We start from the raw sequence: 22,108 nt of genomic DNA on the forward strand, positions 1-22,108 counted from the left end.
AGAATTTTCTTTTCGTGACAAATAAGTCCTAATCAGAAATTTTATCGAGAGCAAGGATCGAGAGCAAGGGAGGCGAGGCGCGCTTGCGGGCCTGGCGGCTGTCCGGCGTGACGAGAGGCTGTGGTGCGATCGGCTCGACCAGGAATATTGTCAGCCCGCACCGATCGGACGAAGTAAAGGTTTGAGCTCATCTTCGCCAACCGAGCACACGCACAATATGCGGCATGGCGCGTTACCGACCGCGACATAGGCATGGCCCATAACGCCATCGAAATAGATCGAATCCCCCTGCTTCATCGCAACCGGCGCGTACAGGTCGCAGTGGAACTCGCATTCCCCCTCAAGCACCATGGCATATTCCTCGCCAGGGTGGCGCATAAGGTCGCCGAATTCCTCAATCGATCGGGCGCGGACATCGATCACCATCGGATTGAGCGATTTGTGAAGCAGGTCGGCCGCTGGATACACATAATTGTAGGTGGCGGTGCGGATCGACGGGCCACTCTGCGCCGGCGTGAAGCTGCGGCGTCCGCTGGTCTTCGTCGGCGGCGTCGGTGCCGGGCCGGGTAGCGGGTTGGCGTCGGCGAACAGCCGGGTAATGTCGAGATTCAGGCCCTGGCTCAACCGAAGCAGCTTGCTGTAGTTTAGCGGCATCTTGCCGGTTTCGATCTTCGACAGCGTGGAGATCGGCAGGCCGGTACGCTTGCTGACTTCGGCGAGCGTCATTTTCTGCTCGGTGCGGAACTGTCGCAAGACCGCCCCCGGATCGGTGGGTTCGGGCACCACCGTCCGATCGCTTTCCCGATTCTGAAAATTGGCCGCAGACATTGTGATCCTTCCTCGCGTTCACTGCGATCTAGCAGGCGAAGCCCATCCTGTCAGGCACCCGATTTACCACGCGTAAACCTAGGGTTCCCGGCTCAGCGCTTCAACCTGAATGGAAAATCGTATCGATTTTTTCTAATTTTCATCCTGCATTGACAAAAATTCAGAATATGAAAAATTTCGCGTCCGCTGAGGAGATGATGATGGAACCGATTTCACGATCGCGCGCCTGGCTGGCGAACGGGCTGCTGTTATGCGTGGCGCCTTTATCCGTTGCTGTCGCATCCAGCGCCACGGCTGCTCCTGCTCCGGCTGATGCACCGTTGACCGCACAGCAGTTTGCCGCGATCGGGGCGCGGGTTGAGATGGCGGCGCAGGCCGAGATCGCGGGCAAGCAGGTTCCCTCGATCGCCGTGGCGCTCATCAGTCGCGATGGCGTCGTCTGGCAGCGGAAATGGAGCGGCGGTGCGGACGAGGACGCGGCCGACAGCCTCTATCGCGCGGGCTCGGTGACGAAATTGCTGACCGACATCGCGGTGATGAAGCTGGTGGAGCAGGGCCGGGTCGATCTCGACGCGCCGGTGACGCGCTACCTACCCGATTTCCATCCGCGCAATCCCTTCGGCGTACCGATCACGCTGCGCCAGCTGATGGCACACCGCAGTGGCCTGGTGCGCGAGCCACCGCGCGGCAACTATTTCGACGATGCGCAGAAAGGGCAGGCGGACACGGTCGCCAGCCTCGCTCAGACCACGCTGGTCGCGCGGCCCGGCACCGTCACCAAATATTCGAATGCCGGGATCGCCGTGGTTGGCGAGGTTGTCGCCCATGTGATGGGGACGTCATTCGAGCGAGCTCTCGACGAACTGGTTCTGTCGCCACTCGGCATGAAGGCCAGCATATTGTCGCGTGCGGCGTCGAAGCATCCGGTCGCGCGATCCCAGATGGCATCGTTCGATGGGCCGCGCTTCGATGCGCCGCCACTCGAACTGGGCACCCCGGCGGCGGGCAGCCTCTATACCGATACGAACGATATTGGGCGGTTCGTCCAGGCGCTGCTCAATCGCGGCGCATTGTCGACGGGCGGAGCGTTGTTGCGGCCGGATACGCTGGAGAAGATGTGGCAACCGCAATATCCGGGGGGTGACAGCAAACGCTATGGCCTGGGCTTCGCGCTCGGCGAGGCGGCGGGCCAGCGTATCGTGGGGCATGGCGGGGCGGTGTATGGGTTTGCCACCGACGTAAGACTCGCGCCCGAGGCCGGACTGGGGGTGGTAGTGTTCAGCACGATCGACGCGGGCACAAGCGCGCGCCGACTGGGAGAGTTCGCGCTCAGCAGTCTCCTTGCCGCGAAGCGGGGGGCGCCCGTGCCGGAATGGATCGGATCGACGCCGGTCGACGGGAAGCGCGCGGCGCTCCTCTCCGGGCGCTTCGTCAACGGTGACGACAGCGTCAATTTGCGGGTCTACAAAGGCGGGCTCGTGCTGGATGCGCCCGAACTGGCGGGGGAAGTACGCGAGGCGCAGGGGCGTTTCCTGATCGACGATGCGCAGACCTTCGACGATCGCCTTGCGCTCGATCCGGGCGGACAGTGGGTGGAGCTTGATGGCCGACGCTACCGGCGGGAGGAATGGCGCAGGCCGCCAGCGCCCGATGCCGAACTGGCGGCGCTCATCGGCGAATATGGTTTCGACCACAACATCCTGCGCATCTATCAGCGCGACGGAAAACCTTATGCGCGCATCGAGTGGGTCGACTGGCGACCGCTGACCCGCGTCGCGAAAGACACCTACGCCTTCCCGACCGATCGTGGCCTGTACCCGCATGAGCAACTACGCTTCGAGCGCGGGAAGGATGGCGCGGTGACGGCCGCGCTGCTTGGCGGCATCCGCTTTCCGCGGCGCGATTTCGGGGCGGAGGCCGAGGCCGCCGTTCGCGCGACGATGCGGACCGGGATCTCGGACCTGCGCCGCGAGGCGCTCGCCGCCACGCCGCCGGCGGAGCCCATTGCGGCGCGTGCATCGGACCTGGTCTCTGTGCAGGCGCTGACGCCCGCCATCCGGCTGGATATACGTTATGCGACGCCGAACAATTTCACCGGGCATCCGATCTACGAGAGCGCGGGCGCGTTCATGCAGCGTCCGGCGGCGTCGGCATTGGGGCGGATCAACCGGACGCTGAGCGAACAAGGCTTCGGACTGTTGATCCACGATGCCTATCGGCCGTGGTACGTCACCAAGATTTTCTGGGATGCGACCCCACCGCAGAACCGGATGTTCGTCGCCGATCCCCGGCAGGGATCGCGGCACAATCGCGGCGCGGCGGTGGATCTGACGATGGTCGACCTGAACACCGGCAAACCGATCGTCACGACCGGCCGTTACGACGAATTTTCGAGCCGATCCTATACCGATTATGTCGGCGGCAGCGACGAGCAACGCTGGCTGCGCGAGGTATTGCGATCGGCGATGGAAGGAAATGGCTTCACGGTTTATCCGGAGGAATGGTGGCATTTCGATCTGGACGGATGGCAGGCTTATCCGATCGGCAACCAGACCTTCGAACAGCTCCTAAGGCGTTGAGGGGGCGGGCGAGCGGCGGGCTCGTCCGGTCCTGCCCATTGGAACAGGCGGGATTGGGCAGATGAACCTCCGACATATCGACATCTTTCATTCCGTCTATGTCAGCGGGTCCATCTCGGGCGCGGCGCGCATACTCAACGTCTCGCAGCCATCGGTCACCAAGACGCTCCGCCATGCCGAGCAATTGCTTGGCTTCCCGCTCTTCCTTCGGAACAGCGGAAAGTTGATTCCGACCGAGGAGGCGCACGCGCTTTTCAACGATGTCGCGGATATCCAGGCGCGGGTGATGGCGCTGAAGCATGCAAGCAAGAACATGCGCAGAGGAATTGGCGTGACCTTGCGGATTTCCGCACTGCCATCGCTGGGGCTCAAATTATTGCCGCAATCGGTGGCGGAGTTCATGCGCGCCACGCCGGGAGTCTTTTTCGACCTGCAAACCGTGCATCATGATGAGATCGCCCGCCGGCTTTACGAGCGGGAGACGGATCTGGTGATCGCTTTCGAAGTGCCGAAGGGGCTGCCCGTGACCACCAGATGGCTGGGGGAGGGCGAACTGGGTCTTCTGTACCGCGAGGCGGAGGTGCCCGACGCGCCTGCGCGGATCCCGCTCGAAATGGTGGCCGATCGTGATTTCATCAGCGTCGCTCATAGCGGGCCGATCGGAGAGCTTCTGCGCGGTGAGCTGGGGCGGATGGAACTCGATCTCACCGAGGTGGCTTCCGCGCGGACCTTCTATATTGCGTCCGCACTGGTTCGTGAGGGCGTCGGCATGACGATCGTCGACAATTTCACCGCGCAAGCGGCGATCGGGGAGGGCGTGTCCTTTCGGCCGCTGCGTCCGTCGTTGACGTTCGATGTTCACGCGATCGCGCTCGAGAACAGGCCACCGTCCCAACTTGCCGGCGAGTTTCTCGATATGCTCGTCGCGAAGATGGACGAGCTCGCGTAACGACAGGCCTTCAATTACTCGTCCGGCTCCTCCCACCGTGCCACCACGGAGGCCACGGTTAGATTCGCGCTCGCGCTGGGAACGGTTCGCGTCATGTCCAGCAATCGGTCGAACGGCAGTATCAGGCCGACGACGAGGGCGGTCTGCTCAGCGCTCACCCCTACAGCGGCGAGCACCGCCGCCAGCATGAACAGCGACGCGGAGGGAATCGGCGCGGTGCCGAACGCCGCGAGCGCGCCGGTCAGCAGCATCATCGCAAGCATCTCGATCGTCGGGGTTATCCCGAGCGCCTGAAGCGCGAAGACGCTCAGCATACCAACGTACATCGCGGTCCCGTCCTTGCCGATGCTCGCGCCGACCGGGAGCACGGTGGACACGACCGGCCGGGGCAGCCCCAGATTGTCGGTGGCGACGCGCAGCGCGACCGGCAGCGTCGCGGAAGAGGAGGCGGTCGAGAAGGCGACCACCAGCGCATCGACGATGCTCCGGAAGAAGTGAACCGGGGACATTCGCGCGATAAATGCCAGCATCGCACTATGCACGACAAGCATTTGTGCCAGCGCGCCGATCAGCACGCATCCGGCCAGCCAGCCGATATTGACGAATATTGCGGTGCCGTTCGCCGCCAGCGCACTGGCGATCAGCGCGGCGACGCCGAATGGCGTGACCTCCATCACCAGCCCGATGACCTGAAACAACATGCTCGCGGCGGATTGCAGCAGCGAGGCGAGCGGCTGCCCGGCGTCGCGCGCCAACGTCGTTCCCACCCCCACCAGCAGCGCGAAGAAGATGATCGCGAGCATGTCGCCCTGTACCAGTGCCTCGATCAGGTTGGTCGGCACGATGCCGACCAACTGGTCATGCACCGATTTGGCGGGGCCGAGCGGATGCGCGACGATGCCGGCGAGCGTCGCGCCGGTCCCCGGCTGGATCACCAGCGCGATCGTCATGCCCAATAGCACCGCGATGATCGTGGTGGCCGCGAACAGGGCGATCGTGCGGCCGCCGATCGCGCCAAGCCGCTTGGGATCCCCGAGCGATGTCACGCCCGAGGCGATGGTGATGAACACGACCGGCACGACCAGCATGCGGATCAGCCGCATGAAGATTTCGCCGACAAACGCTGTCCAGGGCGCGGCGGCCGGCCACAACAGTCCCAGCGCGATGCCGGCCGCCAATCCGCCGAGCACGCGCTTCCACAAAATGATTCCAAACCAGGCGCGCAGGATCGTCAACGGGAGTCACCCGCCATTGGCGTGCGCATCAGCAGGCGGCAATGCCCCATGTCTCACCGCCCCTTCCAAGAAACGTTGCCGATAGTGCAATGTAAGGCCGAGGATAGGAAGCCACTGATCGGCGCTATCGATCGGCAACCTTATGCGCCGCCCCAGAAACCAGGCTCCGGAGGCGCGAGCACGCCATTCCCGGCGCGCGCGCCGCCGTCACGGTCGTGCGCCAGCCACAATGGGCCATCGAGGTCAACGAAGCGCGATCGGGCCGCGATCACCAGTGCCGGGGCGATCGACAGCGAAGTGCTGATCATCGATCCGGTCATCAGCCCGAGCCCCGCGCGCTCAGCCGCATCGGCAAGCGCGATCGCTCCGGTGAGTCCGCCGGTCTTGTCGAGCTTGATGTTTATTACCTGATAGCGGCTGCGCAATGCGTCGACGTCGTCCGCAACATGCGCGGACTCATCCGCCGCGAGCGGGATGCGGGAGGTGAAACCTTCGAGCGCCGCGTCCTCGCCGGCCGGAAGCGGTTGTTCGAGCAGATCGACGCGCAGGTCGGCGAGGTCGGCCTGAAGCCCCTCGACCTCCGCCATCGTCCAGCTTTCGTTGGGATCGACGATCATCGCGGGCGACGGCGCCACGTCGCGGACAGCGCGGATGCATGCGATGGGGTCGCTGCGATCGACCTTCACCTTGATCAGCGGTACGTCTTTCAACGCAGCCGCGGTGTGTGCCATCGCCTCCGGGGTGTCGAGGGTCACGGTGATCGCGGTCGGCGTCGCGCCGATCGGTGGCCGGCCGAGCAACGCCGCCACCGTGCGCCCGGCGCGACGGGCTTCGAGATCCCATAATGCGCAATCCACCGCATTGCGCGCGGCGCCGGGCGGCATGAGCTGCTGCACCGCGTCCCGATCCGCGCCTTGCTCGATCGCTGCCTGCACCGCCGCGATCTGGGCGAGAGACCCCTCGATCGTCTCGCCATAGCGCGGATAGGGCACGCCCTCGCCGCGCCCGACCAGTCCGTGCTCGGTGATTTCAACGGTTATCACATCGGCGACGGTTTTGACGCCGCGCGAGATGCGGAACGGCGTGGCTAGCGGGAAAGCGTCGTGGCGGGCGCGGAGAGATCGAAACATTGCTGCATCCAGTCGAGAATGGGGTCGACGCCCATGGCGAAGGGGTCGGTACAGGGCAGGCCGAGCGCGTCGGCGGTTTCGGCACACAAGCGCGCCGCTTCCGTGCGGTCGAGCTTCGAGGTGTTGAGCGCGATACCGACGGCAAGTACCGCAGGGTTGGTGAGACGTGCGGTGCGCAGGTTCGCCTCAAGCGTCTCGGCAAGGCCCGGCATCCGATAATGCGGCAGACCCCGCATATGTTCGCGCGAGGGATCGTGGCACAGTACCAGCGCGTCCGGCTGCGCGCCGTGCAGCAGACCGGTGGAGACACCCGCGAAGGAGGGGTGGAACAATGATCCCTGGCCCTCGATCAGATCCCAGCCTCCGTCGTGGCGCGCGGGCGAGAGCTGCTCGATCGCGCCGGAGATGAAATCGGCGACCACCGCGTCCAGCGGAACGCCGTCGCCCGCGATCAGAATGCCGGTCTGGCCAGTGGCACGGAAATCGGCGGTTATGCCGCGTTCGCGCATCCCGCGCTCCAGGCACAGCGTCGTGTACATCTTGCCGACCGAGCAATCAGTGCCGATGGTGAGCAGGCGATTGCCCGCGCGCGGCCGGCCGTTGCCTACCGGGATATCCGGCGCTGGATCGCGCACATCGTACAATTGACGGTCATGCCGCGCGGCGGCCTCGACCAGGCGCGGATTGTCGCGAAGCCGCTGGTGCAGCCCGCAGGCGATATCCAGCCCGGCCTCGATCGCGGCGACGGCATCGTCGATCAGCTCGGGTGCGAGGCGTCCGCCGGCGATGGCGATCCCGAGCACCAGCGTCCGCGCGCCCGCCGCAACGGCTTCGGCAAACTCCATCCGTGGCAGGTCGAGCGTCAACGGGCATTGGTCGTGCCGGAACTCACCAACACAATCGGCCCGCCGGAATACGGCCAGGCCGCGCGACGTCTTGATGTCGGCGGCGTCCTGCGATCGGCCAAGGTAGAGGAGGTAGGGGCTGTCAATCATCGAGCGTTCCCGCATAAGCTGCAACGGCTGGCCTAGCCGGAAAAGGCGCGGCCCCGCCAATATCGATGTGGGGCGGGGGTATAACCTCAGGTTATCGTGTGCAGGACTTGCGGGCGCCGCTTCGCGACCCTGAATCTACGTCATCGACGCTACCGATGGCGTCCTGGGACATGGTGTAGCTCGACGGTAGCCTTGCGGAGATTCGGATGACCGACAACAGCACCAGCTTCAGGGCGTTTGGGAAGAGCACTTACGCCGACTCCCTTCGCGAGACGATCGGCTTTGCCGCGCAGCGGCTGGTGGTCCTCGAGGTCGGTGGCCTAAGCGGCGCGGCCCGCCTCATGGGCGCGATCCTGCTCGAACAGAATGACGAATGGGCCGTCCAGCGCGCACGCTACATCTCCGGCAGGCCTGTCTTCCCGATATGGTGGCCGCTATTGTTCGTGGGCATTTCCTATCACGCGAAAACGCTCTAAGGGGCGCCGATGGCATCGTATAAAGAACCCTCCTTCAAGGACCGCGCCGCGCTTTCCGCGCAGGCAAAGCAGGCTGCTCTCGAGAAACTCAAGACCAAGCCGCCCATCGACCCAGCCGTCGCCGCGGAGCGCGCCGCAGCCCGCGCCGCCAAGGAAGAGGCCGAGGCCCAGAAGCGCGCCGAGAAGAAAGCCGCGATGGAGCAGGCCAAGCTCGACAAGATCGCCAAGGCCGAGGCCGCGAAGCTGGAGGCAGAGCAGGCCGTCGCCAAATCGCAGATGACCGAGGCCGAGAAGAAGGCGGCCCGCGACGCTCGCTACGCAGCGCGTAAGGCGCGCAAATAGGCTTCCCGTGGGCGGCCTGATGGGCTGCCGGTGACTCGCTCTCTCAAGCTGCTTCCCCGACGAACACCAAGGCGTGGCCCAGTTGGGAGAGGATCATGGCGATCGCCACACGTCGTTACGGCGATCACCGCGACTGGGCCCCGGCCTTCGCCGGGGAAGATTAAGTAGCCTAGGGCAGGTTCTTCGCCAGCTCGTCGAGCCACGGCTTCGCCGTGCCGTCCGAGGGCGCACGCCAGTCGCCGCGTGGGGACAGCGCTCCGCCGGCCGACACTTTCGGTCCGTTGGGAATCGCGGATCGCTTGAACTGGCTCGTCACGAAGAAGCGGACGAGGAATTTCTCCAGCCAGCCGCGGATCGTGGCCAGATCATATTCATGGCGCGATGCCGCGGGGAAATCGCGCGGCCAGCGGCCCGCCGCTGCGTCGCGCCACGCATGGAGCGCGAGGAAGGCGATCTTCGACGGCGCCAGGCCGTGCCGGACGACATAGTGCAGAAAAAAATCGTTGAGTTCGTACGGGCCGATCCGTGCCTCGGTGCTCTGCATCGTACCATCGGCGCCGGCCGGGACGAGTTCGGGCGAGATCTCCGTCGAGAGAATCGCCTCGAGGATCGCGTCGGTGTCGCGATCATATTGGTCGGTACGGATGCACCAGCGGATCAGGAACTGGATCAGCGTCTTGGGCACCCCGGCATTGACGGCGTAGTGGCTCATCTGGTCGCCGACGCCATAGGTGCACCAGCCGAGCGCGAGCTCGGACAGGTCGCCTGTGCCGACCACCAGCCCGGCGCGCTGGTTGGCGAGGCGGAAGAGGTAATCGGTGCGCAGGCCGGCCTGCACATTCTCGAAGGTCACGTCATAGACCGGCTCGCCGCCGCCGAAGGGGTGGCCCATGTCCTTGAGCATCTGGGTCGCGGCAGGGCGGATATCGATCTCGTCGCCATCGACACCAAGCGCGCGCATCAGTGCCCAGGCATTGCTCTTGGTGTGCTCACTGGTAGCGAAGCCGGGCATGGTGAAGGCGAGGATGCGGTTGCGGGGCAGGCCGAGCCTGTCCATCGCCTTGGCCGCGACGATCAGCGCGTGGGTCGAATCGAGTCCGCCCGACACGCCGATCACCAGCCTTTCGGCCCTGGCCGCCTCGAAGCGCTTTAGCAGCCCTTCCACCTGGATGTTGAACGCCTCGTAGCAATCGGCGTCGAGCTTTTCCGGCGTGTTGGGCACGAAGGGGAAGCGGCGGATGTCGCGTTTCAGCCCGATATCGGCGAAGTCGGGCTTGTGCTCGAACGCGACGCGCCGAAAGCGGGTCTCCGGATGCCCGGCCAAGGCAGCCGCATCGTTGAAGGTGCCAGTGCGCATCCGTTCCTGGCGGATCTGCCCGCAATCCACATCGGCCAGCACCATGCCGGGCTTTTGCGGGAAACGCTCCGACTCGGCCAATAGCGCGCCCAGTTCATGGATCATGCCCTGGCCGTCCCAGGAAAGGTCGGTGGTGCTCTCCCCGGGGCCTGCGGCCGAGAAGACATAGGCGCAAACCGCGCGCGCGCTCTGGGAGGCGCAGAGCAAGGCCCGCTCGCGCGCCTTGCCGACCACGATATTCGATGCGGAGAGGTTGCAGCAGACCAGCGCGCCAGCAAGCGCCCCCATGGTCGAGGGCGGGGTTGGCGACCAGAAATCCTCGCAGATTTCGGCATGGAAGACGAAATGGGGCAGGTCGCTTGCCGCGAAGATCAGGTCGGGGCCGAACGGCACGATCTGGCCGGCGACCTCGATCTCGCCGCTCTGGCCGGCGCCGCTCGCGAACCAGCGTTTCTCGTAATATTCGCGGTAATTGGGCAGGAAAATCTTGGGCACCACGCCCAGCACCCGCCCGCGCGCAATGACCACGGCGCTATTGTAGAGCCGCCCGTTGCGCGGGAGTGCGGCGCCTACCAGCAACACCGGGCGCAGCTTCGCGCTGGCCGCGACCACTGAGGCTATCGCATCCTGCGTCGCACGCTGGAGCGCATCCTGCAGATGCAGGTCGTCGATCGCATAGGAGCTGATGTTGAGTTCAGGGAACACCAGCAGGTCGCCGCCGCGCTTGTGGCCGTCCCTGGCCAGCGCGATCACCTCCCTGGCGTTGGCGGCGGGATCGCCCACCGACGCGCGCGGCGTGCACGCCCCGGCGCGGATCAGCTCATGGCTGTGGATCGAATGAAAAGGATGTGCCTTCGCCATGCGACAAGCGCTTAGCGGTGTTTCGTCATCAATGCATCAGGGCAGCTTGGCGATCAGCACGCCGGCCACCGCGTCGCGCCCGCCCTCGATCTGCAGCACATAAGCGCCGGGCGTCAGGGTGAAGTCGACCATCTTGCGGATTCCGGCACAGCCAAACTGGTGGGTATGAGCGACCGATTTCTGGAAGACGCCGTCCTTCGCGACGTTGATCCAGGCACTGGTGCCGAGCGCGATACGGTAAGTGCCCGCCGCGGCGACGGTAAAGCTCGCCATGCCGCTGCTGGTAGTCTCGGCCGGCGCCTTGTTGGGGGCGGTAGCGAAGCTGAGCTTCGGTGACGGCGCCAGAGTCAGATCGGTGCGAGCGCCGATCGTTACGACCGTCTTGGCCAGATCGGCCGGGTTCGTCGCGGCCACCAGCGGGGTGGGTGACGCCCAGGCCGCCAGTTCGGGCGGCAGGGCAGGGCAGGCGGGTTTCGCGTCCTGTGCGAGTGCAGGAGAAGCGAAGGCCATCGTCAGCGCCAGCAGGGGGACAATTTTCATACGTCACCTCATCGATCGATCGGTGCCCGTCTTAGCGCCGAGCGGTCTCCGCCGCCATCCGCTTGACGGCCCGCACCCCGACGTTACGCAAGTGTTTCAAGCAATTGGAGTCGGGCAATGAAAACAATGCGGGCGGCGGCGATACTGGCACTCGGGACGACCTGCCTCTGCGGGACCGGCGTTGCGGCAAAGACGGTGGCGCATCCCGAGGCCGAAGCCCAGGCGCTCGATCTTGCAAAGAAGGCGATCGCGCTGCGTTCCGTACGCGGGCCGGGCAACGAGACGAACAAGGTTGCCGCACTTTACAAAGCTGCGCTGGTCGAGGGCGGGTTCGCTGATGGCGATGTCGAGATCACGCCGGTCGACGACACCGTCTATCTGATCGGGCGTTGGCGCGGGTCCGATCCCAAGGCCAAGCCGCTGGTGATTTCAGGCCATATGGACGTGGTCGAGGCCAAGCCGTCCGACTGGCAGCGCGACCCTTTCACCGCCGTGGTCGAGAACGGTTATCTGTTCGGTCGCGGTGCCAGCGACATGAAGCTCGACGGCACCATGGCGATCGCCGCGCTGATCGAGCTCAAGCGATCAGGTTACAAGCCGAAGCGCGACATCGTCATCGAATTCTCGGGCGACGAGGAAACGACGATGAAAACCTCGGGCATCATCGCCGACAAGCTGTCCAACGCCGATATCGTCATCAACATCGACGGCGGCGGTGGCACGCTGGACGAGGCGACGGGCAAGCCGTTGTTCTTCACCTGGCAGGGCGCCGAGAAGACCTATGCCGATTTCGAGCTGACCGTGACCAATCCGGGCGGCCACAGCTCGGCACCGCGGAAGGCCAATGCGATCAACCAGCTGTCGGCGGCGCTGGCGCGGATCGGCGACTATCAGTTCAAGCCGGAAGTCAGCGACCTGACCCGCGCCTATTTCGCCGAAGCGGCGAAATATGAGGATCCGGAGACGGCCGCGGCGATGAAGGCCTTTGCCGCAGATCCCACCGACAAGGCGGCGATCGCCACGCTGACCGCCAATCCGTCGACGATCGGCAAGATCGGCACGACCTGTGTCTCGACCATGATCAGCGGGGGGCATGCGCTCAACGCACTGCCGCAAAAGGCGGTCGCGAACATCAACTGCCGGATTTTTCCGGGCCATAAGCCGGCCGACATCATGGCCGAACTGCAAAAGGTTGCGGCCGAGCCGGCGGTGACCTTCAAGGACGTGACCGAGGGCTCGATCCCCAATGACGCATCGCCGATGCGGCCCGATTTCATCGCTGCGGTAAACAAGGCGATGAAGGCGACCTATCCCGGCGTGCCGGTCTTCCCGAGCATGTCCTCGGGCGCGAGCGACAGCATGTGGTTCCGCTCGCGCAACGTGGCGAGCTATGGCGCGAGCCCGACCTTCAGCAAGGATTCGGACGATTTCAGCCACGGCCTGAACGAACGCGCGCTGGTGTCGAACATCGCGCCCGGGATCACCTATTATCTGTCGCTGTTCACGGACCTGTCGAAATAAGGACGCCCGGCCGGGCGCACCTGGGTGCTCGGGGGCGTGCCGATCTTCTCACCGCGCATAGGCGGTAAAGACGAAATCGGCACCGCCTTCGAGTTTCTCCAGCTTCTGGTGACAGGCAAAGCACGTCTGAACGACAGCCGGGTCCTTGTCGGCAAGGCCTCCCTCGAACTGGCCATAGCCCCAGCCGCCGGTGAGGGCATAGCGTTTGGTATCCTTCACGCTGACCTGCACGTTCGTCGGGTCTCCGGCGACGAATGACTGCGGCGCGGCAAACACTTTGTCGTTGCGAGGCGATGATTGATAGCGCCAGGCGAGCCGCACGATGATCGACCCGTCGGGGAAGGGGCGTTTTCCGTCCCTGAAAGCCTTCACCGCGATGTCGTTGCCAAGGATCGCGCGGATGTCGTTGTTCTTCCCATTCTCCTGCGCGACGCTGATCAGCGTCCAGTCGCGATAACCCTCGGGAAGTTTCACGCCGAAGATCGGCGATCCCTGCTCGTCCGGCAGTCGGGCGGGGGACGCCGAGGCCGAGAGCAGCCCGGCCGAGAGGTGCAGCGCCAAGGTTCCGAATTTTCCGATGCCGATTCTCCTCGGAATCATCCTACACAAGACTGTTTCCGTTGCTCGGATGCCGCCGCCGTTATGACAGGTCTGGCCGGCCAAGGACATAACTCGTGCATATCAGGGGCCGGCCGTAGCATCGTGTGTCCACCGGCTTTTCAGGTTTGTCGACTCGCCTTGCGGGCATTGCGGCCGATCTCGTCCGGGTGCCGTAGCAGCCGCCGAAGATGTCGATGCGCGGCATCTACATGTTAGGCACTCCAACAGCCAACCGCTCCAGATAAGCGCACAGCATTTCCGCAAGCGCACCCGCATAGGCCTCGATCTCGGCCGGCGTGCGCGGGGTCTCCGAAAAGCTGCTGCCTACTTCGCTCAGTGTCGTCTCGACGAGATCTCCCACCAGCGATCGTGTGCTCTCGGTGACATCAGGCAGGAGTTCGCGCAGGAATGACTGGAAGGCCTTAGCGCTGGAAGCGTGAACATCGATCGCCTCGGGCGCATCGCGATAAAGCGGTGCCGCGTCGTTGAGTGCGCCGCGGATTTCCGCTTCCTCGCATTCCGAGCGGACGAAGACGTGCACCAGGGTGCGCACCCGTTCGAGCGGTGGCTTTGCGCGGTCTTCCAAGATGTCGCGCATCAGGTCGCTGGTTGCCCGCCATTCGTCGCTTTGCAGCCTGAACAGGATCGCCGCCTTGTTGGGGAAATATTGATAGAGCGAACCGACGCTCACCCCGGCGCGCTCGGCCACGCGGGCAGTGGTGAATCGCTGCGCGCCTTCGGTCGTCAAAACCTGAACAGCGGCATCGAGAATCGCTGTGACAAGGTCGTTGGAGCGGGCCTGTTTGGGGTGCTTGCGCAAGGAAACACGGGCGCTTCGTCGGGTCGTCATCTGCGGTTCGGCCAATGCGAATAGGAAAGCTGACGAATTAGTCGTATTTCTTCCGGCGAGCAAATAGCTGCTCGAAACCGGAGAAAATCGATGCCTATCCTTACCAGCGCGCCTGTGGCGCCGCTGCTCGATCGCCTGTTCGCCGAAGCCGATGCAGCGCACCCGTCGATGAGCCCCGCCTTTGCGTCCGTCTCGGGCGACGAGCGCCGGCGGCTCATGATGAGCAAGACCGATTATCGCGAACTCTATGACGGGCTGAAGGACTTCGCGCTCCCAGTGTCGCGCGAGACGGGCAAGCTCCTTTACCTGCTGGCACGTGCCGGCAATGCGCGATCGATCGTCGAGTTCGGCACCTCGTTCGGCCTTTCGACGCTTCACCTCGCTGCCGCCTTGCGGGAAAATGGCGGCGGGCGGTTGATCACCTGCGAATTCGAGTCGTCCAAACTGGCCATTGCCAGGGACAACCTTGCCGCCGGGGGGCTGGCCGACCTGGTCGAGTTCCGCGAAGGCGACGCGCTGGAGACCCTGGCGTCCGATTTGCCCGAGACGATCGACCTGCTCCTGCTCGACGGCGCCAAGTCGCTGTACATGGACGTGCTGGCGCTCGTCGAAAGCCGCCTGCGCCCGGGTGCAGTGGTCGTCGCCGACAACACCGATTATTGCCCGGACTATCTCGACCATGTCGGCTCGGCAGAACGCGGCTATTGGTCGATGTCGTTCACCGACGATGTGGAGTTGTCGATCCGGCTCGCTTGAGAAAGTGCCGTGGAGACCTCGGCCTCTGTCTCATCGCCGATCTTGCAGCAGTGCGTCGATATGGCGCTCGGCGATCGCGCTTGCTTCGGCTGGGGTGAACGCGTCGGGTGCCAGGCAGAGTTCGAGCCACAGGCCGTCGACGATCGCGCTGATGCCGATCGCGGCGAGGCGGCGGTCGGGTTCGGGCATGTCACAGGCGGCAAGCAGGGTTTCGAGGTCGCCCCGATACGCTGCGTAGAGATTGCGATGGAGTCCGGCGATGTCCGCGTTGCTCTTCACCAGGCTCCAAAAGGCGATCCAGGTCGCGAGCAGGCCGGGATCGGCGATCGGCTTGGTGAAGCTGGCGGTGACATGGGCGAGCAGGCGGGCGCGGGGCTCCGGCTCGGCGCCCGCCATTGCGGCTTCGAACGCGGCGGATACCTGCGCGTCGACATGCGCATAAGTGGCGGCGATCAGCGCATCGATGCCGTCGAAATAATGGCCGAGCAGCCCGGGCGACACGCCTGCCTCGGCGGAAATGGTACGCACCGAAACCCCCGCCGCGCCATGGCTGGCGAGCACGCGCGCGGTTGCCTCGATCAGGCTCAGGCGGCGCGCATCCGGCTCGGCGCGGGTGAAGGCGGGTTTGGTCAATTGCTCTTCCCATCCGTCATGCCGGACTTGTTCCGGCATCCATTGGTCCGCGAACGCATCGGCGTGCGGGTATGCGGAACGATGGGCGCCGGAACAAGTCCGGCGTGACGGGCATCTTGTGTTGCCGCATTGCTTGTTATACGATCGTTCAACAAGCAATGGAGGCCGGCATGGCGCATCGATACGCGGACGCTGGCGAAGGAACTGCGAAAGGCGAGGGGCATGATCCCGACGCCGATTTCAGCCTGCCCGGCTGGCTCTACACCGATCCCGAATATTTCGACGTCGAGGTGGCGCGGGTGATCCGACCGTCCTGGCAGATCGTCTGCCACGTCAGCGATATCCCGACGCCCGGCGATTACCACACGCTCGACTATGTCGGCGAAAGCGTCATCGCGGTGCGCGGCGAGGATGGGGCGGTCCGCGCCTTCGCCAATGTCTGCCGCCACCGTGCAATGCGGCTGGTCGAAGGGCCGGCGGGCTGCGCCAGGAAGCTGGTCTGCCCCTATCACGCCTGGGCCTATGAGCTTGACGGACGCCTGACCGGCGTACCGATGAAAGCCGACTATCCGGCGCTCGACATGGCGAAGAACGGGCTGGCGCCGGTCGACGTCGAGATCTGGAACGGCTTCATCTTCGTCCGGCTGGAGGACGATAATGGTCCCTCGGTCGCCGAGATGATGATGCCGTACGAAGCGGAGATCGCGCCGTACCGGTTCGAGGAGATGCGCACGCTCAGCCCGGTCCGGCTACGCGAGCGGGGGGTGAACTGGAAGAATGTCGGGGACAATTATTCCGACAACCTTCACATCCCGGTCGCCCATGCCGGCCTGACCCGGCTGTTCGGGAAGAGCTACAAGATCGAGGCGCAGCCCTGGGTCGACAAGATGTCCGGCTATCTCGCCGACAAGCCATCCAACGATCGTTGGGAGCGGATCTACCAGGCACACCTGCCGCGTGCGGAGCACCTGCCGGAGAATCAGCAGAAGCTGTGGCTCTATTACAAGCTATGGCCGAACATGGCGTTCGACATCTATCCCGACCAGGTCGATTTCATGCAATGGCTGCCGTTATCGCCGACCACCTGTGTGCTGCGGGAGATGGCCTTCGCGCTGCCCGATGACCGTCGCGAGATGAAGCTGGTACGCTACGCCAACTGGCGGATCAACCGCACCGTCAATGCCGAGGATACCTGGCTGATCACCCGCGTGCAGCAGGGCATGGCGTCGCAAAGCTATACGGTCGGGCCGATCGGCGCGAGCGAAGTGTGCCTGCGGAGTTTTGCGAAGAAGATCCGGCGGCTGATCCCGGAGGCGCGGCTTCACCGGGCGCCGGCGCCTGGGTGGAGCCAGCGGCCTCGCCCCATCACTACACCCCCGTCACCCTGAACTTGTTTCAGGGTCCAACTCACCACCGCGATGCCATCGCCCGCTGCGCGATGGATGCTGAAACATGTTCAGCATGACGGAAGCAGAAAGACGCTCATGACTCAGAAATACGACGCGCTCATCATCGGCGGTGGCCATAACGGGCTGGTTTGCGCCTTCTATCTCGCGCGCGCCGGGCTGAAGGTCCGCGTTCTCGAACGCCGTCATGTCGTCGGTGGCGCCGCCGTAACCGAGGAATTCCACCCGGGGTTCCGCAACTCGACCGCGAGCTACACCGTCAGCCTGCTCCGCCCCAAGGTGATCAAGGACATGCGCCTGCACGAACGCGGCTGGCGGATCATCGAGCGGACCATCTCCAACTTCTTCCCCAACGAGAACGGCTATCTAAAGCTCGGCGGTGGCGAGGATCGGACGCGTGCCGAGTTCGCCCGCTATTCGCAGAAGGACGCGGATACCTTCCCGAAATATGAGGAAGCGCTGGAACGCGTCGCCGAGGTGCTGCGCGACATGGCGCTCAAGACTCCGCCCAATGCCGGCGGCGGCATCCGTGCGCTGCTCGCCGCGGCGGCACAGGGCAAGCGACTCGCCGGCATGTCGATCGAGGCGCAGCGCGACGTGATGGACCTGTTCGTCAAATCCGCCCGCGACTTCCTCGATAGCTGGTACGAGGACGAATATGTGAAGGCCGCGTTCGGCTTCGACGCGGTGGTCGGCAACTATGCCAGTGTCGACACGCCGGGCAGCGCCTATGTCCTGCTCCATCACGTCTTCGGCGAAGTGAACGGCAAGAAGGGCGCCTGGGGCCATAGTGTCGGCGGCATGGGTGCGATCACCCAGTTCATGGCCGAGGCGTGCGTCGAGATGGGCGTCGAGATCAGCCTGGAGGCGCCGGTCGCCAAGGTGCTGGTCGACGGCAACCGCGTGGCGGGCGTGAAACTGGAGAGCGGCGAGGAAATCGCCGCAGACATCGTCGCTGCCAATGTCGGGCCCGCGCTGCTCTATCGCCAGCTGGTCGACCGGGCGGACATGACGCCGGAATTCGCCCGGCGAATGGACAATTTCAAGACAGGGTCCGGCACCTTCCGGATGAACGTCGCCTTGTCGGAACTGCCCGATTTTTCGGTGCTGCCGGGCAAGGACGTGGCCGAGCATCACACCTGCGGCATCATCATCTCGCCGACGCTGGATTATATGGACAGGGCGTTCACCGACGCGAAGGCCAAGGGCTGGTCGGACGAGCCGATCGTCGAGATGAAGCTGCCGACCTCGATCGACGACAGCCTCGCGCCGCCGGGCATGCACATCGCCAGCCTGTTCTGCCAGCAATTCGCGCCGGTGCTGCCGAACGGGCGCTCATGGGACGACGAGCGCGAAGCGGCGGCCGATCTCATCATCGATACGGTCACGAAGCACGCGCCGAACTTCAAGGGCGCGGTGATCGCGCGGCAGATTCATTCGCCGCTCGACCTGGAGCGCAAGTTCGGGCTGATCGATGGCGACATCATGCACGGGCATATGTCGCTGGATCAGCTCTGGGCGTCGCGGCCCGTGCTCGGGCACGGCGATTACCGTGCGCCGATCGCCGGTCTCTACATGTGCGGTGCCGGTACCCATCCCGGCGGCGGTGTCACCGGCGCACCGGGGCATAATGCCGCGCACGAGATCCTGGCGGATCGCTCGGTGCTGGGCCGCCTGTTCCGCAAGCGCGCCTGAGCCGCCGGCTCAGGCGACGACCGGCCGGATACGAACGGGTGCAGGCTTCGGCTTGGGGCGTTTGAACCAGAAGGTCCAGACCGTCAGGCTGCCGAGCATCGCCATCGCCAGCCCGGACAGGGTCAGCAGCAAGCGATAGGCGAGCCCGCCCACTTTCGCTGCATGGAGCGGGTAGGCGCCGTTGAAGACCTGAGCCACCATCGGCATGGTCAGCGCGTCCTTGGAGGCGAGCACATGCCCGTCGGCCGCGTCGAACCACAGCACCGACCGACCATTGGGCAGCCATTCGGCAGCGCGCTTCATGCGGATCGAGATCGGGGCGCCGGGTTTGCGCGGCAGGGTGAGAATGCGGATCTGCGCATCGGGAAAGCGCCGATGGGCGGCACCTATGATGCCCTGCCAGTCGGGCGTCGGCGATAGCGGGCCGCTCTCTACCTTGGGCGGCGCCATTGCCGCCGCCATGGTCTTGGGCGAGCCGAACGGCAGGAGCACGAGTCCGGCGAACGGCTTGAAGATCATCATCGTGCCGGTCACCGCGGACATCAGTAGCAGCGGCGCCATGACGATGCCCAGGTCGCGGTGTTGCATCACGATCGCGGGGCGGCTCAGCCGTTTCGGCCAGAAGCGGAACTTGAAGGTGCGCCGGGTCCGCCACCACAGGATCACGCCCGTCACCACGAACAGGATTGCGGCCAGACCGGCCACGCCGATCACCGTCTCGCCCACATCGCCGGTGAAAAGATGATGGTGCAGGTCAAAGATCCACAGCTCGGGCCGTTCCCACTGGCTCGACCAGCGCAGCACGACATTGCCCGCCTGATCGGCATAGACGCCGGCACCCTTGGCGAGGCGTAACTGGTCGAGCCCGAACCTGTCGCTGGCATAGATGATGCTCTGCGCTTTCGGATTGGCGGTCAGCAGCTTCTCGGTCGTCGTCGCGATCAGCGCCGGATCGGCGATGCGCTGATCGCCGGAATGGGGCAGGGCGATCCAGCTGTCCTTGTGGACGAGGATCGCGCCGGTCAGGCCCATGATCGCCAGCACCAGCCCAATGATGCCGCCGGTCCAGCGATGGATGAGGTCGAGCCACTTCATCAGAAGCGCTTGTCCCAGCCCAGCGTGAAGGAACGCCCGCGCCCGGCGAAATAGCTGAGATTGTCGGCGGGAAGGCGGGTGTCGCTGCTATAGTCGATATACTGCCTGTCGAATAGGTTCGACACGCTGAGCGTGATACCGCCAAAGCCGGTCTCGTACCGGACATAGGCGTCGGTCAGCGTATAGCCGCCAAAATCGTTGCGCGGATCGCGGACAAGGCCCTGGAAGGTGCGCGACAGGTAGAATTGGGTCTGGACCCGCATCGACAGCGGCCCCCTGGCATAATTGGCGGCCAGGTTGAGGCGGTCGGGCGAGATGTTGGTGCCGTCCAGGTCGGTATCGACCTTGCCGTCTGCCACCGGGCTGGCGTCATAGCGCCCGTCGAGATGGGCGTAGCCAGCCGACACGCGCAGCCCGGTGATCGGCAGTTGCACGCCCAGGTTGATTTCCAGCCCCTGGATCTCGACCCGCTGGCGCTGCACGTCGAAGATGCCGCCGGGATTCGCGATCAGCAGCTGCCCCTTGTCGCTCGACGACCAGAAATAGGTGGCCGATGCGTCTAGCGGACCGCGCTTCACCTCGACGCCGACTTCGCGATTGTTGGAGACGATCGGCTGGATGTCGACATAGGTGTCGATATCCTGATTGGGCTTGTTCACCGCGCGGGTGATGCGGCCGATGTCCGGGACGGTGAAGCCCTGGGCATAACTCATATAGGCGCGGACGCCCTTCAGCGGCTCGAACACCACGCCGCCGTTGAGCAGCAGGTCGTTGAATTTCGGCTTGCCGCCCGAAACCGCGACGCCGCCATAGGTTGCTGTATTGGGCGCGACGTAGGTGGTCGAGGCGAGGGTGTGATAATCGTCGACCTCGATCTGTACATTTTCCCAGCGCGCGCCGCCGGCGAGGCGCAGCACGCCGTCGAACAGCTTGAGATTGGCCTGGCCGAACGGCGCGATGCTGCGGAACTGGCTTGGAGGCACCCAGGCCCGGTTGGTCGCGATGAGCAGTTGCGCCGTATTGTCGGACAGGGCGTCGAGACCGGCGGTGAGCGTCAGGGCCTCGAGTCCGGGGACGGCGCGCTCGTAGGAGATTTTCGCCCCGATCTTGCGCGACCGGTTCTGCGACTGGTCGAGCAGCTGCAATGTCGGATCGATCTTGGGATCCTGGAAGGTCGCGATCGGCGTGAGCTCGCCGCCAAAGGTATCGCGGCTGCGGTTGAAGAAGACCTGGCTGACGAAGTTGCCGCCCCAGAGCGAAGTGTCGGTATAGGAAAGCGCGACGCTCTCGGTGCGGCTGGCGGCGGAGAGGCCCGGCGGGTCGCCCCGCACCGCGCTGGTGGGCAGGCCGGTCAGTCGGTTGCCGGGCACCGCGACATAGTCGCCGTCACCCTTCAGTTCGAAACGGCTCGCGATCAGGTCGATTCGGCCGGTCTCGCCGACCTGGTAACCCAGCCGCGCGAACAGCGAGAGAGTCCTGGAATCCTGCGATTCGCCCTGGGTCAGGTTCAGGCCGATCCGGCGGCCGTCGCCGTCATAGAAGACGCCGCGCTTCTCATAGGCGGCGCCGAATGTCGCATCGAACTTCCCGACCTTGTACTGGATGAGCCCGGCGGCCTTGCCGCCGATGCCGTCACTGCTGAAATCATTGTCGGCATTGGCCTGCAGCAGCGCGCGGCCGCTGAAGCCTTCCTTGCGCGGTGCGCCGACCGTCACCTGGTTGACGATGCCGCCGGTGCCGCCGACCCCCTGAAGGGCGTTCGAGCCATAGATCAGCTCGACCCGGTCTACGAAGAAGCCGTCGATGGTGAAGCCGTCCCGGCTGCCGTCACGTAGCGGCGTCGACTGGGGAATGCCGTTGATCGCGTAGAGCGGGGAACGCCCCCGCAAGGTCTCGCCGGCGCCGGAGAGCTTCTGCCGCGTCGGGGAGAAAGAGGGGGTCAGGTTGGCGACGGCGTCCGTGATCGAGCCCGAAATGGCGATTTGCTGGTCGAGTGTCGCCTTGTCGATCAGGTCGATCGTCAGCGGCAGCGCGTTGGGCGGCAGCACGGTACGGGCGGCGGTGACGGTGACCTCGCCCGCGGCATCGGCTTCATCGGCCGGTGCAGCCTCCTGTGCAAAGGCAGGGGTGATGGGCGCTGCGATCGCGAGCGCGACTAGAGACAGCGAAAAAGGCGACCGAAGCGACATGATGTTCCCCTCGCCCGTCTGGCAACGCGCCGCGGGCAGTTGCGGGCCGGCTAGCAGGGGGCAAATTATAA

The 22,108-nt window shown here is 64.8% G+C and carries 20 protein-coding genes; 8 read left to right on the forward strand and 12 right to left on the reverse strand.

From position 1 onward, the window contains the following. Nucleotides 1–150: 150 nt before the first annotated feature. Nucleotides 151–828: a helix-turn-helix domain-containing protein gene (locus AC1DT7_RS06490; RefSeq protein WP_478035025.1), complete on the reverse strand. Its 678-nt coding sequence runs from the start codon at nt 826–828 to the stop codon at nt 151–153. A 160-nt stretch (nt 829–988) separates the two neighbouring features. Next, nucleotides 989–1,120, reverse strand: coding sequence for a hypothetical protein (locus tag AC1DT7_RS06495; RefSeq protein ID WP_478035026.1), 132 nt, complete (start codon nt 1,118–1,120; stop codon nt 989–991). Nucleotides 1,121–1,148: 28 nt separating this feature from the next. On the opposite strand from AC1DT7_RS06495, the gene AC1DT7_RS06500 reads away from it, so the two are divergent. Together AC1DT7_RS06500 and AC1DT7_RS06505 are read left to right on the forward strand one after the other, a co-directional pair. Then, nucleotides 1,149–3,407: a serine hydrolase gene (locus tag AC1DT7_RS06500; RefSeq protein ID WP_478035027.1), complete on the forward strand. Its 2,259-nt coding sequence runs from the start codon at nt 1,149–1,151 to the stop codon at nt 3,405–3,407. Nucleotides 3,408–3,468: 61 nt separating this feature from the next. Then, complete coding sequence (locus AC1DT7_RS06505; RefSeq protein WP_478035028.1) at nt 3,469–4,356, forward strand: LysR family transcriptional regulator; 888 nt, start codon at nt 3,469–3,471, stop codon at nt 4,354–4,356. A gap of 14 nt (nt 4,357–4,370) precedes the next feature. Here the strand turns inward: AC1DT7_RS06505 and AC1DT7_RS06510 are convergent, their stop codons facing one another. The 3 genes from AC1DT7_RS06510 to dgcN all read right to left on the reverse strand — a co-directional run bounded on the left by AC1DT7_RS06510 (nt 4,371) and on the right by dgcN (nt 7,716). Beyond that, the gene (locus tag AC1DT7_RS06510) at nt 4,371–5,591 is read right to left on the reverse strand and encodes a dicarboxylate/amino acid:cation symporter (protein ID WP_478035029.1); all 1,221 of its coding nucleotides are present in this window, start codon (nt 5,589–5,591) and stop codon (nt 4,371–4,373) included. A gap of 140 nt (nt 5,592–5,731) precedes the next feature. Then, nucleotides 5,732–6,721, reverse strand: a complete 990-nt coding sequence (gene dgcA / locus AC1DT7_RS06515; protein WP_478035030.1) for an N-acetyl-D-Glu racemase DgcA — start codon at nt 6,719–6,721, stop codon at nt 5,732–5,734. After that, nucleotides 6,679–7,716 (reverse strand): N-acetyltransferase DgcN, encoded by a 1,038-nt coding sequence (gene dgcN, locus AC1DT7_RS06520; RefSeq protein WP_478035031.1) that lies wholly within the window; start codon nt 7,714–7,716, stop codon nt 6,679–6,681. Before dgcN ends, dgcA begins: the two co-directional genes overlap by 43 nt. 206 nt (nt 7,717–7,922) lie before the next feature. Between dgcN and AC1DT7_RS06525 the strand changes: the two genes are divergently transcribed. Then, on the forward strand, nt 7,923–8,192 hold the full coding sequence (locus AC1DT7_RS06525) for a hypothetical protein (RefSeq protein ID WP_478035363.1): 270 nt from the start codon (nt 7,923–7,925) through the stop codon (nt 8,190–8,192). Between the two features lie 9 nt (nt 8,193–8,201). Then, nucleotides 8,202–8,534, forward strand: coding sequence for a DUF6481 family protein (locus AC1DT7_RS06530; RefSeq protein WP_478035032.1), 333 nt, complete (start codon nt 8,202–8,204; stop codon nt 8,532–8,534). Nucleotides 8,535–8,703: 169 nt separating this feature from the next. Here the strand turns inward: AC1DT7_RS06530 and AC1DT7_RS06535 are convergent, their stop codons facing one another. After that, complete coding sequence (locus AC1DT7_RS06535; protein ID WP_478035033.1) at nt 8,704–10,752, reverse strand: NAD(+) synthase; 2,049 nt, start codon at nt 10,750–10,752, stop codon at nt 8,704–8,706. A gap of 36 nt (nt 10,753–10,788) precedes the next feature. After that, complete coding sequence (locus tag AC1DT7_RS06540; protein ID WP_478035034.1) at nt 10,789–11,292, reverse strand: homogentisate 1,2-dioxygenase; 504 nt, start codon at nt 11,290–11,292, stop codon at nt 10,789–10,791. 126 nt (nt 11,293–11,418) lie between these two features. Between AC1DT7_RS06540 and AC1DT7_RS06545 the strand changes: the two genes are divergently transcribed. Next, entirely contained in the window at nt 11,419–12,813 is a 1,395-nt protein-coding gene (locus AC1DT7_RS06545) for a M20/M25/M40 family metallo-hydrolase (RefSeq protein WP_478035350.1), read from the forward strand. Between the two features lie 48 nt (nt 12,814–12,861). Here AC1DT7_RS06545 and AC1DT7_RS06550 read toward each other — a convergent pair whose 3' ends face one another. Then, complete coding sequence (locus tag AC1DT7_RS06550; RefSeq protein WP_478035035.1) at nt 12,862–13,476, reverse strand: cytochrome P460 family protein; 615 nt, start codon at nt 13,474–13,476, stop codon at nt 12,862–12,864. Between the two features lie 142 nt (nt 13,477–13,618). Then, entirely contained in the window at nt 13,619–14,263 is a 645-nt protein-coding gene (locus AC1DT7_RS06555) for a TetR/AcrR family transcriptional regulator (RefSeq protein WP_478035037.1), read from the reverse strand. Nucleotides 14,264–14,353: 90 nt separating this feature from the next. Here AC1DT7_RS06555 and AC1DT7_RS06560 point away from each other — a divergent pair, with 90 nt between their 5' ends. Further along, nucleotides 14,354–15,019, forward strand: coding sequence for an O-methyltransferase (locus tag AC1DT7_RS06560; protein WP_478035038.1), 666 nt, complete (start codon nt 14,354–14,356; stop codon nt 15,017–15,019). Between the two features lie 30 nt (nt 15,020–15,049). Here the strand turns inward: AC1DT7_RS06560 and AC1DT7_RS06565 are convergent, their stop codons facing one another. After that, nucleotides 15,050–15,652 (reverse strand): TetR family transcriptional regulator C-terminal domain-containing protein, encoded by a 603-nt coding sequence (locus AC1DT7_RS06565; RefSeq protein ID WP_478035039.1) that lies wholly within the window; start codon nt 15,650–15,652, stop codon nt 15,050–15,052. 170 nt (nt 15,653–15,822) lie between these two features. On the opposite strand from AC1DT7_RS06565, the gene AC1DT7_RS06570 reads away from it, so the two are divergent. Both AC1DT7_RS06570 and AC1DT7_RS06575 read left to right on the forward strand, forming a co-directional pair. Then, on the forward strand, nt 15,823–17,040 hold the full coding sequence (locus AC1DT7_RS06570; protein WP_478035040.1) for an aromatic ring-hydroxylating oxygenase subunit alpha: 1,218 nt from the start codon (nt 15,823–15,825) through the stop codon (nt 17,038–17,040). Nucleotides 17,041–17,136: 96 nt separating this feature from the next. Continuing rightward, nucleotides 17,137–18,753 carry a phytoene desaturase family protein gene (locus tag AC1DT7_RS06575; protein WP_478035041.1) on the forward strand — a complete coding sequence of 539 codons (1,617 nt, stop codon included), beginning with the start codon at nt 17,137–17,139 and terminating at the stop codon, nt 18,751–18,753. Nucleotides 18,754–18,762: 9 nt separating this feature from the next. Here AC1DT7_RS06575 and AC1DT7_RS06580 read toward each other — a convergent pair whose 3' ends face one another. Continuing rightward, complete coding sequence (locus tag AC1DT7_RS06580; protein WP_478035042.1) at nt 18,763–19,848, reverse strand: PepSY-associated TM helix domain-containing protein; 1,086 nt, start codon at nt 19,846–19,848, stop codon at nt 18,763–18,765. Then, complete coding sequence (locus AC1DT7_RS06585) at nt 19,848–22,037, reverse strand: TonB-dependent receptor (protein WP_478035043.1); 2,190 nt, start codon at nt 22,035–22,037, stop codon at nt 19,848–19,850. Before AC1DT7_RS06585 ends, AC1DT7_RS06580 begins: the two co-directional genes overlap by 1 nt. Nucleotides 22,038–22,108 lie beyond the last annotated feature (71 nt).

The sequence above is a fragment of the Sphingomonas sp. P3_C6 genome, assembly GCF_056402595.1.

Bases quoted from the DNA above. Each gene is read 5' to 3' on its own strand.
- AC1DT7_RS06490 (WP_478035025.1), bottom strand. From the start codon at position 828: ATGTCTGCGGCCAATTTTCAGAATCGGGAAAGCGATCGGACGGTGGTG.
- AC1DT7_RS06505 (WP_478035028.1), top strand. From the start codon at position 3,469: ATGAACCTCCGACATATCGACATCTTTCATTCCGTCTATGTCAGCGGG.
- dgcA (WP_478035030.1), bottom strand. From the start codon at position 6,721: ATGTTTCGATCTCTCCGCGCCCGCCACGACGCTTTCCCGCTAGCCACG.
- dgcN (WP_478035031.1), bottom strand. From the start codon at position 7,716: ATGATTGACAGCCCCTACCTCCTCTACCTTGGCCGATCGCAGGACGCC.
- AC1DT7_RS06525 (WP_478035363.1), top strand. From the start codon at position 7,923: ATGACCGACAACAGCACCAGCTTCAGGGCGTTTGGGAAGAGCACTTAC.
- AC1DT7_RS06530 (WP_478035032.1), top strand. From the start codon at position 8,202: ATGGCATCGTATAAAGAACCCTCCTTCAAGGACCGCGCCGCGCTTTCC.
- AC1DT7_RS06535 (WP_478035033.1), bottom strand. From the start codon at position 10,752: ATGGCGAAGGCACATCCTTTTCATTCGATCCACAGCCATGAGCTGATC.
- AC1DT7_RS06540 (WP_478035034.1), bottom strand. From the start codon at position 11,292: ATGAAAATTGTCCCCCTGCTGGCGCTGACGATGGCCTTCGCTTCTCCT.
- AC1DT7_RS06545 (WP_478035350.1), top strand. From the start codon at position 11,419: ATGCGGGCGGCGGCGATACTGGCACTCGGGACGACCTGCCTCTGCGGG.
- AC1DT7_RS06555 (WP_478035037.1), bottom strand. From the start codon at position 14,263: ATGACGACCCGACGAAGCGCCCGTGTTTCCTTGCGCAAGCACCCCAAA.
- AC1DT7_RS06560 (WP_478035038.1), top strand. From the start codon at position 14,354: ATGCCTATCCTTACCAGCGCGCCTGTGGCGCCGCTGCTCGATCGCCTG.
- AC1DT7_RS06570 (WP_478035040.1), top strand. From the start codon at position 15,823: ATGGCGCATCGATACGCGGACGCTGGCGAAGGAACTGCGAAAGGCGAG.
- AC1DT7_RS06575 (WP_478035041.1), top strand. From the start codon at position 17,137: ATGACTCAGAAATACGACGCGCTCATCATCGGCGGTGGCCATAACGGG.
- AC1DT7_RS06580 (WP_478035042.1), bottom strand. From the start codon at position 19,848: ATGAAGTGGCTCGACCTCATCCATCGCTGGACCGGCGGCATCATTGGG.
- AC1DT7_RS06585 (WP_478035043.1), bottom strand. From the start codon at position 22,037: ATGTCGCTTCGGTCGCCTTTTTCGCTGTCTCTAGTCGCGCTCGCGATC.